General features: G+C 70.2%; 16 protein-coding genes. 14 read left to right on the top strand and 2 right to left on the bottom strand.

What is annotated here, in order from left to right; genetic code table 11:
- Positions 1-76: 76 nt before the first annotated feature.
- Positions 77-1,315: an acyl-CoA dehydrogenase family protein gene (locus tag IDM45_RS13650; protein ID WP_233457506.1), complete on the bottom strand. Its 1,239-nt coding sequence runs from the start codon at positions 1,313-1,315 to the stop codon at positions 77-79.
- 197 nt (positions 1,316-1,512) lie between these two features.
- Between IDM45_RS13650 and recQ the strand changes: the two genes are divergently transcribed.
- Positions 1,513-3,405: a DNA helicase RecQ gene (gene recQ / locus IDM45_RS13645; RefSeq protein ID WP_209423341.1), complete on the top strand. Its 1,893-nt coding sequence runs from the start codon at positions 1,513-1,515 to the stop codon at positions 3,403-3,405.
- Here the strand turns inward: recQ and IDM45_RS13640 are convergent.
- Positions 3,369-4,091, bottom strand: a complete 723-nt coding sequence (locus IDM45_RS13640) for a phosphatase PAP2 family protein (RefSeq protein WP_209423340.1) — start codon at positions 4,089-4,091, stop codon at positions 3,369-3,371. The two genes, recQ and IDM45_RS13640, sit on opposite strands and share 37 nt — an antisense overlap.
- A gap of 140 nt (positions 4,092-4,231) precedes the next feature.
- Between IDM45_RS13640 and IDM45_RS13635 the strand changes: the two genes are divergently transcribed.
- From IDM45_RS13635 to IDM45_RS13580, 13 genes are read left to right on the top strand one after another with little or no spacing between them, the layout of a single operon-like run.
- Positions 4,232-4,477, top strand: coding sequence for an acyl carrier protein (locus tag IDM45_RS13635; protein ID WP_209423339.1), 246 nt, complete (start codon positions 4,232-4,234; stop codon positions 4,475-4,477).
- The gene (locus IDM45_RS13630) at positions 4,474-5,733 is read left to right on the top strand and encodes a beta-ketoacyl-[acyl-carrier-protein] synthase family protein (RefSeq protein WP_209423338.1); all 1,260 of its coding nucleotides are present in this window, start codon (positions 4,474-4,476) and stop codon (positions 5,731-5,733) included. The genes IDM45_RS13635 and IDM45_RS13630 overlap by 4 nt, the downstream gene beginning before the upstream one ends.
- An 8-nt stretch (positions 5,734-5,741) precedes the next feature.
- On the top strand, positions 5,742-6,014 hold the full coding sequence (locus IDM45_RS13625) for a phosphopantetheine-binding protein (protein ID WP_209423337.1): 273 nt from the start codon (positions 5,742-5,744) through the stop codon (positions 6,012-6,014).
- Complete coding sequence (locus IDM45_RS13620; RefSeq protein WP_209423336.1) at positions 6,011-6,667, top strand: COG4648 family protein; 657 nt, start codon at positions 6,011-6,013, stop codon at positions 6,665-6,667. The genes IDM45_RS13625 and IDM45_RS13620 overlap by 4 nt, the downstream gene beginning before the upstream one ends.
- Entirely contained in the window at positions 6,664-8,007 is a 1,344-nt protein-coding gene (locus tag IDM45_RS13615; RefSeq protein WP_325168982.1) for an AMP-binding protein, read from the top strand. The genes IDM45_RS13620 and IDM45_RS13615 overlap by 4 nt, the downstream gene beginning before the upstream one ends.
- Positions 7,997-8,290, top strand: coding sequence for a hypothetical protein (locus IDM45_RS18145; protein ID WP_325168981.1), 294 nt, complete (start codon positions 7,997-7,999; stop codon positions 8,288-8,290). Before IDM45_RS13615 ends, IDM45_RS18145 begins: the two co-directional genes overlap by 11 nt.
- A complete protein-coding gene (locus tag IDM45_RS13610; protein ID WP_232653904.1) occupies positions 8,287-9,189 on the top strand; it encodes an LpxL/LpxP family acyltransferase in 903 nt (300 codons plus the stop codon). Before IDM45_RS18145 ends, IDM45_RS13610 begins: the two co-directional genes overlap by 4 nt.
- On the top strand, positions 9,186-9,752 hold the full coding sequence (locus tag IDM45_RS13605) for a LolA-related protein (RefSeq protein ID WP_232653905.1): 567 nt from the start codon (positions 9,186-9,188) through the stop codon (positions 9,750-9,752). Before IDM45_RS13610 ends, IDM45_RS13605 begins: the two co-directional genes overlap by 4 nt.
- Entirely contained in the window at positions 9,749-11,437 is a 1,689-nt protein-coding gene (locus IDM45_RS17970; protein ID WP_209423335.1) for an MMPL family transporter, read from the top strand. Before IDM45_RS13605 ends, IDM45_RS17970 begins: the two co-directional genes overlap by 4 nt.
- Complete coding sequence (locus tag IDM45_RS13595; protein ID WP_209423334.1) at positions 11,437-12,090, top strand: MMPL family transporter; 654 nt, start codon at positions 11,437-11,439, stop codon at positions 12,088-12,090. The genes IDM45_RS17970 and IDM45_RS13595 overlap by 1 nt, the downstream gene beginning before the upstream one ends.
- Positions 12,087-12,728, top strand: coding sequence for an alpha/beta hydrolase (locus IDM45_RS13590; RefSeq protein WP_209423333.1), 642 nt, complete (start codon positions 12,087-12,089; stop codon positions 12,726-12,728). The genes IDM45_RS13595 and IDM45_RS13590 overlap by 4 nt, the downstream gene beginning before the upstream one ends.
- The gene (locus tag IDM45_RS13585) at positions 12,728-13,531 is read left to right on the top strand and encodes a polysaccharide deacetylase family protein (RefSeq protein ID WP_209423332.1); all 804 of its coding nucleotides are present in this window, start codon (positions 12,728-12,730) and stop codon (positions 13,529-13,531) included. Before IDM45_RS13590 ends, IDM45_RS13585 begins: the two co-directional genes overlap by 1 nt.
- Positions 13,528-14,274 (top strand): class I SAM-dependent methyltransferase, encoded by a 747-nt coding sequence (locus tag IDM45_RS13580; protein WP_209423331.1) that lies wholly within the window; start codon positions 13,528-13,530, stop codon positions 14,272-14,274. The genes IDM45_RS13585 and IDM45_RS13580 overlap by 4 nt, the downstream gene beginning before the upstream one ends.
- Positions 14,275-14,279: the final 5 nt, after the last annotated feature.

Raw genomic sequence — 14,279 nt, 5'->3', positions numbered from 1 at the left:
GATGCCCCAGGCCGACAGGGGCCTTGCTGCACCTGCCCGCCCTGCCGCACTGCGCGCGGGGATCGTGAACACGCTCTCAGTACGACTTGGGCAGCCCCAGCACCTTCTCGGCGATGAAGCACAGGATGAGCTGCGGGCTCACCGGCGCCAGGCGCGGAATCCAGGCCTCGCGCATGTAGCGCTCGACGTGGTACTCCCGCGCATAGCCCATGCCGCCGTGCGTGAAGATGGCGCGCTCGCAGGCGCGCCAGCCGGCCTCGGCGCCCAGGTACTTGGCGGCGTTGGCCTCGGCGGCGCAGCTCGCGCCCTGGTCGTACAGCCAGGCGGCCTTGTGTACCATCAGGTGCGCCGCCTCCAGCTCCATCCAGGCCTCGGCCAGCGGGTGCTGGATGCCCTGGTTCTTGCCTATGGGCCGGCCAAAGACCTCGCGCTCGGCGGCATAGCCGGCAGCGCGCGCCAGGGCGGCACGGCCCAGGCCGATGGCCTCGGCGGCGATCAGGATGCGCTCGGGGTTCATGCCGTGCAGGATGTAGGAAAAGCCCTGGCCCTCCTCGCCCACGCGATCTTCCACCGGGATGCGCAGGCCGTCGATGAACAGCTGGTTGGTGTCCACGCACTTGCGCCCCAGCTTGTCGATCTCGTGTACGTCGATTTTGCTGCGGTCGAGGTCGGTGTAGAACAGCGTCAGGCCTTCGGTGCCACGCGCCTGCTCCACCGGCGTGGTGCGCGTGAGCAGGAGGATCTTGTTGGCCACCTGGGCGGTGGAGATGAAGACCTTCTGGCCATGCACCACGTAGTGGTCGCCCCGGCCACCGTCGCTGCGCACCGCGCGCGTCTGCAGCTTCAGCGTGTTCAGGCCGGCGTTGGGTTCGGTCACGCCAAAGCAGGCCTTGTCGCGGCCCTGGATCAGCGGCGGCAGCCAACGCTTTTTCTGCTCGTCGCTGCCGAACACCACCACTGGATGCAGGCCGAAGATGTTCATGTGGACGGCAGAGGCGCCCGACAGCCCGGCGCCGCTGGCCGAGATGGTGTGCATCATCAGCGCTGCCTCGCTGATGCCCAGGCCGGCGCCGCCGTACTCCTCGGGCATGGCGATGCCCAGCCAGCCCGATTCGGCCAGCGCCTGGTGGAAGTCGTGCGGAAAGCCGCCCTCGCGATCCTTGGCCAGCCAGTAATCGGCGTCGAAGGGCGCGCAGATGCGCTCGATGGCGTCCTGGATCTGTTGCTGCTCGGGGTGGGGGCGAAGTTCATGGTGGTTTCGGTGTCTCGTGCTGCCGGGCGGGTGGCAGCGCTGGGGAGCGGATGCGCCAGGCATCTTCGGGGTGCAGCGCCCAGCCGTCCAATTCAATCCCCAGACCGCTCCATAGGATTTGAAAATCGTGGCCCAGGGGCAAAATGCCCGTTTGCCCTGCGCTGCCAGCCAGCTCCGCCCCAGGCTCTGGTATTTCAAGCCAAATACGGCCAAAAGCCTTGTCTGGCAAGCGTTGATAGCTATCGAAAAGAGAGTATTTCTTGTCTCCCGCGCACACCGTTTTGCACACCGTCTTTGGCTACGAGCACTTCCGTGGCCCACAGCAAGCCATCGTCGAGCATGTGACCGATGGCGGCGACGCGCTGGTGCTCATGCCCACGGGCGGCGGCAAATCGCTGTGCTACCAGGTGCCGGCCATCGTGCGTCGCCAGGCCGGCTGCGGCGTGACGCTGGTGGTCTCGCCGCTGATCGCGCTGATGCACGACCAGGTCGGGGCGCTGCTGGAGGCCGGCGTCGAGGCGGCCTTTCTGAACTCCACGCTGGACTGGCCGCAAACGCGCGAGGTCGAGCAGCGCCTGGCGCGCGGCGAGCTGACGCTGCTGTATGCCGCACCCGAGCGCGTGACCACCGAGCGCTTCATCGCCCTGCTCGACGACCTGCACGCGCGCGGCCAGCTGTCGCTCATCGCCATCGACGAGGCGCACTGCGTGAGCCAGTGGGGGCACGACTTCCGGCCCGAATACCGCCAGCTGTCCCTGCTGCACGAGCGCTACCCCGACGTGCCGCGCATCGCGCTCACGGCCACCGCCGACGAGCTGACGCGCGCCGACATCGTCGCGGGGCTGCAACTGCAGGAGGCGCGCCTTTTCGTCAGCAGCTTCGACCGGCCCAACATCCGCTACCGCATCGAGGAAAAGAAAAAGGAGCCGCTGGCGCAGCTGGTGCGCTTCATCGAGCACGAGCATCCGGGCGATGCCGGCATCGTCTATTGCCAAAGCCGCAAGCGCGTCGAGGAGATGGCGGCGGCGCTGCAGGACGCCGGCATCCAGGCGCTGCCCTACCACGCCGGCATGGGCGCCGAAGTGCGCCAGCAGCACCAGGATCGCTTTTTGCGCGAGGACGGCATCGTCATGGTGGCGACGATCGCCTTCGGCATGGGCATAGACAAGCCCGACGTGCGCTTCGTCGCCCACCTGGACATGCCTAAGAACATCGAGGGCTACTACCAGGAGACGGGCCGCGCCGGGCGCGACGGCCTGCCGGCGGACGCCTGGATGGTCTATGGCTTGCAGGACGTGGTGAACCAGCGGCGCATGATCGAAGGCGGCGACGCCGCCGAGGAATTCAAGGCCGTGCTGCGCGGCAAGCTCGATGCGCTGCTGGCCCTGGCCGAGGCCACGGACTGCCGCCGCGTGCGCCTGCTGCGCTACTTTGGCGAGGAGTACGGTCGGTCGGCCCGCGCGGACGGCGGCGCCTGCGCCACCTGCGGCAACTGCGACAACTGCCTGCAGCCTCCGGCGGTATGGGACGGCACGGACGCGGCCAGAAAGCTCCTGTCCGCCATCTACCGCGTCCACCAGGCCAGCGGGCTGAGCTTTGGCGCCGGGCACCTGCTGGACATCGTGCGCGGCAAGGACACGGACAAGGTGCGCCAGTACGGCCACGAGCGGCTGTCCACCTTCGGCGTCGGCCGCGAGTATTCAGACCGCCAGCTGCGCGGCGTGCTGCGCCAGCTGCTGGCGCTGGGCGCCGTGGGCGTGCAGCGCGTGCAGCTCGAGGGCAGCTACAGCTTCGACACGCTGACGCTGACCGAAGGCTCGCGCCCGGTGCTGCGCGGCGAGCAGCAGGTGCTGCTGCGCGAGGCCACGGCGCAGGCCGCAGGCCGGCGCACGCGCCGCGCCGCCGCCCCGCCGGTGGCGGCGGCCAATCTGGATCAGGACGCGCAGGTGCGCTTCATCAACCTGCGCGCCTGGCGCGCCGAGGTGGCGCGCGAGCACAACCTGCCGGCCTACGTCATCTTCCACGACGCCACGCTGGCCGCGATTGCCGAGCGCAACCCAGCCTCGTTGCAGGATTTGCAGGGCATCAACGGCATGGGCGCGAAAAAGCTCGAAGCCTATGGCGAGGACGTGGTGCGGGTGTGCCGGCAGTAGGCCGCCGGCGCGTCCAGTGCGTCCCCCGGCCGCCGCAGCGACAGCCAGGCGAACAGCCAGCCCACGAGCGCCCCGGCCATCGCGTCCAGCGCCACGTGCTGCAGCGTCGCCAGCGTGGACCAGGCGATGGCCCCGCAGGTCAGGGCGCTGGCGATGGACCATCCGCGCGGTGCGCCCATGACCAGGAAGATCCGCCGCAGCCAGAAGGCGGCGAACACGGCGGCCGCCACATGCAGCGAGGGGAAGGCGTTGCCGCCGGTGTCCACGCTCTTGAGCAGTGACATGCCGGGGTGGCTGGCCCAGTCCAGCGCGTTGTCGGGTACCTTGGTGGGAAAGACCCAGAACACGGCCAGGCACACGGCGCACATCAGCCCAGCCCACAGGCCGTGCCACAGCAGGCCCCTCAGGTTGCCGATCAGCGCTGGCGGCAGCGACACATAGACCCACAGCGACGCATACACCGGGAACGCCAGCGGGGTGAAGCCTACCCAGTCGTCGATCCACGTCGTAGGCATGGTCCAGACGGTCTGGCCGGGGAAGCGCAGCACGTAGAAGTACGCCTGGAAGAAGAGGGTGATGAAGAGCGTGGTGCCGGCTGCCTTCAGGGGCCAAAGGCAGGTCAGGCGCGGCCGCAGCTGGCTGCGCCAGGACGGCGGCTGGAGGGTGGGTGACGGGGCGCTGTGCATGGAGGGGGCCGACGGCCAGGCGGCATCATATCGGCCGTCCGTGGCGGCAGGGCGGCCAGTGGAGCGCTCGTTAAAATAGCCGATTCGGGCAGGGGTCTTGGCGAGATCTCTGCCGCTGTCCACTTCCGTCCCTCACCACCATGGATTCGATCGAATTGATTCGCAAATTTCTCCAGGAACGCCTGGGTGTCGAGCCCGAGAAAGTCCAGAGGGATTCCGTGCTCGCCGATCTGGGCGTGGATTCGCTGATGGTGGCCGAGCTGATGTTCGAAGCGGAAGACCGCCTGGATATTTCCATCGACAACGACCAGCCGGTGCCCGTCACGGTGGCCGACATGCAGCTCATCATCGACCGGCTGCTCGCGCAAAAAACCGCGCAGGCATGACGGCACGCCGCGTCGCCGTCACGGGCCTGGGACTGGTCAGCCCGTACGGTGGTAACCTGCCGGACTTTTTCAGCCGCCTCATGGACGGTGAGTCCGCGGTCTACCATCTGCAGACCGACGACGTGCCGCGCCCGCTGTCGATGCCATTCGTGACCTGCCGCGACTTCGATGCGAGGGCCGCACTGGGCGGCCCGCTGGCCGCCATGATGGAGCGCTTCGCCCACCTGGGACTGGCCGCCGCCTTCGACGCCTGGGCCGACGCGGGGCTTGAGCGCCAGCCTTGCGAGAGCGAGACGCGCGAGGACTGGGGCTGCGTCTGGGGCACCGCACTGGGCGGCATCCAGGCCTTCGAGCGCGGCTACAAGGACATCTGGCTCAAGGGGCGCGAACGTCTGTCCCCGCTGTCGGTCGTGATGGGAATGAACAACGCCGTGAATGCGCACATTTCCATCCAGCTGGGGCTGGGAGGTGTCAGCTCCAGCCATGCCGCCGCCTGCGCTTCGTCGGCCATTGCGATCGGCGAGGCCTACCGGCGCATTCGCGCGGGCCACGCCAGCGTGATGCTGACGGGCGGATCGGACGCCACGCAGACCTACGGCGTGGCCCAGGCCTGGCTGGCGATGCGCCTGATGTCGCCCGACGTGGGCGATGCCGCCGCGCAGGCCTGCCGCCCCTTCGCCGCCGACCGTGCCGGCCTAGTGCTGGGCGAGGGTGGCGTGGCGCTGGTCTTGGAAGACTGGGAGCACGCCAGAACGCGCGGCGCGGCCATCCATGCCGAGATGGTCGGCTATGGCGTGAGCTGCGACCACACCCACCTGGTGCGCCCCGACGCCGGAGGGCAGGCGCGTGCCATTCGCGCGGCGCTGGCCGAAGGCGGCCTTGCGCCCGAAGACGTGGACTACGTCAATGCCCACGGCACGGCCACGCCCGAGGGCGATCCCATTGAGATCCACGCGCTGCAGCAGGTGTTCGGTGGCCACGCCGCGCACCTGCCCGTGAGCGCCACCAAGTCCATGCACGGCCATCTGATGGGCGCCGCCGGTGCGATGGAGGCACTGGCCACGGTGCTGAGCGTGCGTGAACAGGCGCTGCCGCCTACGGCCCATCTCGAAGGCCGCCTCGACCCTGCGTGCGAGGGCGTCGACCACATCCTGCGGGGGCGGCATGACGTGCGCGTGCGCGCCGCCCTGTCCAACTCCTTTGCTTTTGGCGGCAGCAACGCGGTGCTCGCGTTCCGCCAGGCGTCCATTCAGTGAGCTCTTGCATGACCACCACTTCCATCGACACCCTGCGCTCCGAGGTCGCTGCCCTCATCGTCGAGGCGCTGAACCTGGACGTGCAGCCGCAGGGCATCGACCCGCAGGCGCCGCTGTACGGCGACGGCCTGGGGCTGGACTCCATCGACATGCTGGAGATCGCGCTCGTGGTCTCCAAGCGCTACGGCTTTCAGCTCAAGTCGGACAACGAGAACAACCAGCAGATATTCGCCTCGCTACAAGCGCTGACCGAGCACATCGCGGCCCACCGGACGCAATGACCTGCTGGCGCAACGCCCTGGCCGTGGCGCTGCTGCTGCTGTGGGCTGTTTCGGCCCACCTGGCCAGCACAGGTGTCGGCCCCATCGACTTGCACATCGCCGTCGCGGTCACGCCGCTGGCGTTCTCTGCATTGCTGCTGGCGTTCCAGATGCCATGGCCGGGGCTTGCCGCCAGTCTGGTGGCAGGCGTCAGCGCGCTTGTGCTGGCGGTGGCCTGGCCTTGGCTGCGCGGCCACGTCACATGGCTTTATTACCTGCAGCACCTGGGCGCGCATCTGGCGCTGGCGGCATGGTTCGCGCGCTCGCTTGGCGCGGGGCGCGAACCAGTGGTCAGCGCCATGGCGCGCATGATCGCTGCTGGCCCCTTGAGCGCGCGCACGCGCCGCTACACGCGCAGCGTCACCCTGGCCTGGGCGCTGTTCCTCGCGGGCAATGCGCTGGTGTCCACGCTGCTGTTCGCCTGGGCGCCGGCGGAAGTCTGGTCGGTGCATGCCAACCTGCTCACCGGCCCGCTGCTGGGCGTGTTCTTCCTGCTGGAGATGCTGGTGCGCCAACGGATGCTGCCGCCCGAGGACCGGCCCTCCATCAAGGACGTGGCGCGCGCCTGGCAGGCCCAGCGCGGCCGCTCCCCGGCCTCGGATCGCGTTGCATGAGTGGCCTGCCTCTGGTCGGCGGCCGTGGGCCGGGCGACATCCTTGCCTGGCGCCCGCAAGGGCCGGTCAGCGTTGCGCGCTACTGCGCCGACGCCCTTGCGCTGGCCGCTGCGCTCCCCCCGGGGCGCTATATCGTCAACCTGTGCGAGGACCGCTACCACTACGCGGTGCTGCTCGCCGCCTGCGCGCTGTCGGGGCGCGTGAGCCTGCAGCCCTCGTCGCAGTCCGAGGCGACGCTGCGCCAGCTGGCCTGTACCTACGCCGGTGCGCTGGCCGTGACCGACGCATCCACGCCGCTGCCCGCCGAATTGCCCGCGCATCCGCTGCCCGCACTGCAGGAGCTGGCTGGCCAGCCCGGTGCGGACGTGCCGCACATCGCGCCGGACACGCTCGTCGCCATCCTGTTCACATCGGGCTCCACCGGCATGCCCCAGCCCCATGCGAAGACCTGGGGCAAGCTGGTCGCCAACGGCCGCGCCGAGGCCCAGGCCCTGGGGCTGCTGGACGCGCCGCACACGCTCGTCGGCACGGTGCCGGCGCAGCATAGCTACGGTTTTGAATCGACCTTCCTGCTCGCGCTGCATGGCGGCTGCAGTTTCTGGAGTGGCAAACCCTTCTATCCGCAGGACCTGGCCGACGCGCTCGCCGCGGTGCCCCACCCGGCGATGGTTGTCACCACGCCTTACCACCTGGCGAGCGTGCTGGCCTCGGGCGTGGCGCTGCCGCCGGTGGCGCGCTGGCTCTCGGCCACCGCGCCGCTGGATGTGCCCCTGGCCGCACAGGCCGAGGCCGCCACCGGCGCGCCGGTGCACGAGATCTACGGTTCGACCGAATCCTCGCAGCTCGCCACGCGACGCACTGCGGCTGGGGCCGAATGGACGCTCATGCCCGGCGTGCGCCTGGAGCAGCAGGGCGATACCACCTGGGCGAGCGGGGGCCATGTGGAAGGGCGCGTGGCGCTGGCCGACATCCTTGCCTTGCACGAAGACGGACGCTTCACGCTGCAGGGTCGCCATGCCGACATGGTGAACCTGGCGGGCAAACGCACCTCGCTCGCCTATCTCAACCACCAGTTGCGCACGATCCCCGGCGTGCAGGATGGGGCCTTCTTCCTGCCGGACGAGGAGGAAGCGGCCCGTGCTGGCCGGCTGGTGGCCTTCGCCGTCGCGCCGGCCGGCGAGCGCGCCGCGCTGCTGGCCGCGCTGCGCACGCGGATCGATCCCATCTTCATGCCGCGTCCGCTGGTGCTGGTCGAGGCGATCGCGCGCAACGCCACGGGCAAGATCGCGCGCAGCACGCTGGAGGCATTGCATGAGCGGTGGATACGCAATGCCCGCTGACTGGGCCGTCCCGGCAGATCATCCGGCGTTCGCCGGGCATTTCCCCGGCCGGCCCATCGTGCCGGGCGTGGTGCTGCTCGACCACAGCCTGCTGCGCGCCGGCGCCTTGCCCGTGGGCCGGCGCTGGTGCATCGCGCAGGCCAAGTTCCTGCGCCCGGTGGGCCCGGGCGAGACGCTGCGCTGGTCGTTCACCCCCGCCTCGCCCGGCGCGCAGCGCTTTGCCATCCACGCCGGGGAGGCCCTGGTGGCCAGCGGCGTGCTGCAGCAGGAGGATGCGGCGTGAGCCAGGCCGCCGCCTGGGCGCGAGAGGGCGAGCGCAGCCACATGTGGCTGCTGCGCCTGATGGTCTGGATCTCGCTGACGGCGGGACGCAGCCTGGGCCGGGTCGTGCTGCACGGCATCGCCCTGTACTTCGTGCTCTTCGCGCCCAAAGCGCAGCGCGCCAGCCGCGCCTACCTGGCACGCATGCTGGGCCGCCCGCCGCGCTGGCGCGAGCGCTACAAGCATGTGTTGTGGTTTGCCACCACCATCCACGACCGGGTGTTCCTGCTGCGCAACCGAGGCGCCGGGCTGCAGGTCGACGTGCATGGTGCGGATGCTCTGCACGCCGCGTTGCGCGGCGGGCGCGGCGCGCTGCTGATGGGCGCGCACCTGGGCAGCTTCGAGGTGTTGCGCACCGTGGGCCAGAAGCGCGGCGGCCTGCGCGTGGCCATGGCCATGTACGAGGACAATGCGCGCCAGCTCAACGCCACGCTCGCGGCCATCGCGCCCGATGCGATCCAGGACGTGATCGCGCTGGGCCGGATGGAATCTATGCTCGCAGTGCGCGATCGGCTCGACGACGGCTGCCTCGTCGGACTGCTTGCCGACCGCACGCTCGCCGCCGATGATGCTTGCGCCCGCCTGCCGTTCCTGGGCGAGGAGGCTGCCTTTCCCCTCGGCCCCTGGCGGCTCGCCGCCATGCTGCAGCGCCCGGTGTTCTTCATGGCCGGGCTCTACCTGGGCGGCAACTGCTACGAGATCCGTTTCGAGCCCGTCGCCGATTTCCATGCCACGCCGCGCGCGCTGCGCCCGGCGGCGATGGCCGAGGCGCAGCAGGCCTACGTGGCGGTGCTGGAGCGCACGCTGCGCGATGCACCCCTGAACTGGTTCAACTTCTACGACTTCTGGCAAGCCCCATGATCCTGCGCACCCTGTTCACCGTGATGCTGGCCTGCGCATCGCTTGCCGCGCACGCTTTCGACGTGGGCCAGCTCATGGGTGAGCTGGCCCAATTCAAGGGCGGTCGCGCCCGCTTCGTCGAGACGCGCCACGCTACCCTGCTGGACGCGCCCGTGGTCTCCAGCGGCGAGCTGCGCTTCGCCCCGCCCGACCGGCTGGAAAAGGAAACCCTCAAGCCCCGGCGAGAAAGCCTGGTGCTGGACAAGAACACGCTCACCGTGGAGCAGGGCGGGCGCAGCATGACCTGGCACGTCGGCGGCCGCCCCGAGGCCATGGCCTTCATTGAGAGCGTGCGCAGCACACTGGCCGGCAACCGCGCGCAGCTCGAAAAGTACTACCGGCTGGAACTGCAGGGCAGCGAGAAGGACTGGAAGTTGATCCTGCTGCCCGCGAACGCCGAAGTGCAGGCGCTGGTCACGCGCATCACGGTGGGCGGGCGCGGCCGCGAGGTGCGCCGCATCGAGTACAGCCAAGCCGACGGTGACCGCGTCGAGCTGGCCATCGAACCCCTCTCCGGCGAATGAAGCTCACGCCCCTGAAGGCTTTCCTGCTGTGGCTGGTCGCCGTGGCTGCGGGCGTGGCCTGGATCTTCCAGGCCCGCTTCACGGCGGATATGTCCTTTTTTCTGCCATCCGACCCGAGCCCGGAGCAGCGGGTGCTGGTCGATCAGATGAAAGAGGGCGCCGTCTCGCGCCTGCTGATGATCGGCATCGGGGGCGGCGCCGAGGCAGAGCGCGCGCGCGCCTCCGTCGCGCTGCGCCAGGCCATGACCGACAGCGGCCTGTTCGTCTCGGTGCAGAACGGCGAACCCGGCGGCCTGGAGGCCGAGCGCGACTTCCTGCTGGGCTTTCGCTACCACCTGAGCCCGGCGCTCACGCCCGAGCGCTTCTCGCCCGAGAGCCTGCGCGAGGCGGTGGGTCGCACCATCGACGTGGCGACTTCGCCGGTGGGCTTCCTGTTCAAGCCCTACCTGCTGCAGGATCCGACCGGCGAGATGATCGAAATCCTCTCGCAATTGCACCCGGGCACCGAGCCCGACACCCGCGGCGGCGTCTGGGCGTCGCGCGACGGGCAGCGCGCCCTGCTGCTGGCCCAGACCCTGGCGCCGGGCAGCGATACCGATGGTCAGGAGAAGGCCATAGAGGCAGTGCGCGCGCAGTTCGCGGCCCTGCAGGCAGAACCGTCGCTGGCCCCGCTCTCGCTGACGATGTCGGGGCCGGGGCAGTTCGCGGTCCAGGCGCGCGAGGCCATCCGCTCGGAGATCGAGCGCATTTCGCTGGTCAGCTCGATCGGCATCGGCCTGCTGCTGCTGTGGATCTACCGCTCGCCGCGCATGATGGCGCTGGGCCTGCTGCCCGTGGTGGCGGGCACGGTGGCGGCCATCGTCTGCGTCGACCTGATATTCGGCATGGTGCATGGCATCACGGTGGGCTTCGGCGCGGCGCTGGTGGGCGAGGCGGTGGACTATGCGATCTATTTCTTCGTGCAGTCCGGGCGCGTGGGCCTGCAATCCTGGCGCGAGACCTTCTGGCCCACGATTCGCCTGGGTGTGATCACGTCCATCGCCGGCTTCGGCGTGATGCTGCTGGCGGGCTTCCCGGGCCTGGCGCAACTGGGCGTGTACGCGCTCTCGGGCATTGCCGTGGCGGCGCTGGTGACGCGCTTCATCCTGCCGGTGGTGGCGGGCGACCGGCACGAGATCCCGTCCCCCGGCGTGCTGGGCAACACGACGCTGGGCTGGCTGGGCCAGGCGTGGCGCCTGCGCTGGCCGGCGTGGATCGTGACGGCGGTGGCGCTGGCGTACCTGGTGCAGCACCACGACAGCCTGTGGAGCACCAACCTGTCGGCCCTGTCCACGGTGAGCGAAGCCGATGCCGATGCCGATGCGCGGCTGCGCGCCGACATCGGCGCCCCCGATGCCCGCTACCTGGTGCTGGTCACGGCACCTGACCAGGAGGCGGCGCTGGTCGGGGCCGAAGCCGCTGGCCGTCGCCTGGACGGCCTGGCGGGGCAGGGCCTGATCGGCGGCCACGACAACCCGGCCCGCTTCCTGCCCAGCGCGCAGGTGCAGCGCGAGCGTCTGGCGGCGCTGCCGCCGAGGCAGGCGCTGCAGCGCGACCTGGCGCAGGCACTGCAGGACGCACCGCTGTCGGCGGGGCGGCTGACGCCTTTTCTGGACGCGGTGGACGCCGCGCGAGGGGGCCGCTGATGACGCGCGCCGACCTCGACGGCACGGCCATGGCACTGGCGGTCGATTCACTCATGTCGTCCAACGATGGCCGGTGGCACGTCGTGCTGCCGCTGCGCCCGGCGGCCACGGGCGCGACCGACATCCCGGTCGAACAAGTGCGCCAGGCACTCGAAGGCACCGGCGCGGTGTTCATCGACCTGAAGGCCGAGTTCGAGACGCTGTACGCAGGCTACCTGCAGCAGGCGGTCTATCTGGCGCTGGGCGGCGTGCTGGCGATCACCGTCATGCTGGCCTTCGCCATGCGCTCGTGGACGCGCCTGTGGCGCATGATGCTGACGCTGGCCATGACGGTCACCATCGTGATGGCCACGCTGCATGCCCTGGGCACCGAGCTGAACCTGCTGCACTTGATTGGGCTGCTGCTGATCGTGGCCGTGGGCTCCAACTACACCCTGTTCTTCGACCAGATCGACGCCGACGGCGGGCTGGCGGTCGATGTCTGGTCGTCCATGAGCGTGGCCGTGGTCACCACGGTGATCGGCTTCGGTGCCCTGGCGGTGTCGCACGTGCCGGTGCTCAAGGCCATGGGCGTGACGGTGGCGCCTGGCGTGGTGATCGCGCTGATGTTGTCGGCAGCCTTCATCGTGCCGCGCCGGGAGGCCGCCGTATGACGCCACTGTGGCGGACCGATGGCGCCGACGGCGCGTTGGTGCTGCTGCCCGGCGCCCAGATGGGCGCGGCCGATATGGCCCGGGCCGGGCTGCCGGACGTGCTGGCAGCCTCGGGCGTGCGGCTGGACCTGTTCGCCCCCGAGCTGCCCATCGACCTGGCCCATGTCGAGAACACCGTGCGGCTGCTCGCGAGGGACGTGCTGCCGCCGCTGCGCCAGCGCTACCGTCGCCTCTGGCTGGGGGGCATATCGATGGGTGGTTTGCTGGCGTTGGCCCAGGCGCAGTGCGATCCGGCTGGCCTGGCGGGGCTGTGCCTGCTGGCGCCGTACCCGGGCAGCCGCCTGACGACCAACGCCATCGCCCGCGCGGGTGGGCTCGACGCCTGGCTGCCGACGCCTGCACAGGCGGGCGACCTGGAATTCCAGCTCTGGCAGGGCCTGCGCGAAGGGCGGCCCGATCTGCCGGTCTTTCTGGGAATAGGGCGCGAGGACCGCTTCGCCGATGCCATGCTGATGCTTGCGCGGCGGCTGCCCCGGGCCGCGCTGCACGAAGTGCCGGGCGGCCACGGCTGGGATGCCTGGCTGCCCTTGTGCGACCAGTTCCTGCACTGGCTTGCGCTGCAGGAGCAGGAGCGCTGATGGCGAGGCGCTGGAAGCCCACACCGTTCTTGGCGGGTTCGGCCGCGCTGCATGGTGCCGCCGCCCTTGGCGTGCTGGCCCAACCCGCGCTGTGGCCCTGGGCCGCGGGCGCCGTGGCGGCCAACCATGCCCTCATCACCGCCGCCGGGCTGTGGCCCCGTTCGCGGGCGCTCGGGCCCAACATCACGCGGCTGCCGCTGGTGCCCGCCGGCGTGGCCGGGCGCGTGGCCCTGACCATCGACGACGGCCCCGACCCGCAGGTCACGCCGCTCGTGCTCGACCTGCTGGCCGAGCACCGGCTCAAGGCCAGCTTCTTTCTCATCGGTCACCGGGCCGAGCGGTATCCCGCGCTGTGCCGCGCCATCGTCCAGCAGGGGCACCGGGTGGAGAACCACGGCCACAGCCACTCGCACGCGCTGTCGCTGTTCGGCCCGACGCGGCTGGCCATGGACATCGCGCGCGCCCAGGCCGTGCTGCAGGATGCGAGCGGCCAGGCGCCGCGCTTCTTCCGCCCCACGGCGGGGCTGCGCAATCTGTTTCTGGAGCCGGTGCTTGCCCACCAGGGCCTGCAACTGGCGAGCTGGACACGCCGCGGCTACGACACGCGCGAGCCGCGCCCCGACCGGGTGCTGCAGCGCCTGACGCGGGCGCTGGACGACGGCGACATCCTGCTGCTGCACGATGGCCACGCGGCGCGCGCGGGTGACGGCCGGCCCGTGATCGAGCATCTGATTCCCCGGCTGGCCCAGGGCCTGGCCCAGGCCGGCCTGACCACCACCACCTTGCACGACGCATTGGCATGACTTCCATTCCTGCGCTTTCCCGCGCCCTCGTCGATGCGGCGAGCGCACGCTTCCGTCCGGCAGGGCGCTTTGCCTACCACTACGCACGCGGAAAGATCGGCGGCGATGCGGCGTTTGCCGCCCTGCTGCACCAGGGCATCCTGCCTGCGCGTGCGCGCTGGCTGGACTTGGGCTGTGGCCAGGGCAGCCTGTTCGCCCTGGTGCTGGCGGCCCAGGAGCAGCATGCGAACGGCCAATGGCCGCCAGACTGGCCCGCGCCGCCTCAGCCGCTGCACATGCGCGGCGTGGAGCTGATGCCGCGCGATGTGCAGCGCGCGGCGCAGGCCTTCGGCGCCGGCCACCCCGTCGTGCGCATCGAGCAAGGCGACATGAACCAGACGGATTTCGGGCGGTGCGACGTGGTCACGATCTTCGACGCGCTGCACTATTTCGACCATGAAAGCCAGCGCCGGGTGCTGCAGCGCATCCATGCGGCACTGGCACCCGGCGGCCTGTTCATCACCCGCATCGGCGATGCGGGGGCGGGCCTGCCGTTCCAGCTCTCCCAGTGGGTGGACCGCATCGTCACCTGGTCGCGCGGCCACCGCATGCCGCCGCTGTACTGCCGCAGCCTTGCCGACTGGCGGGCCTTGCTCCTGTCCATCGGGTTCGAAGTCAGCAGCCAGCCCATGAGCGGAGCCCTGCCTTTCGCCAATGTGCTTCTGGTGTGCCGGGTGCGGGACAATGCCCCTCCCGCTGCCTGATACCG

It is taken from the genome of Melaminivora jejuensis (assembly GCF_017811175.1).
GTDB lineage: Bacteria > Pseudomonadota > Gammaproteobacteria > Burkholderiales > Burkholderiaceae_C > Melaminivora > Melaminivora jejuensis.
The sequence above is the reverse complement of the archived record's forward strand: the minus strand, read 5'-3'. Positions and strand labels throughout refer to the sequence as shown.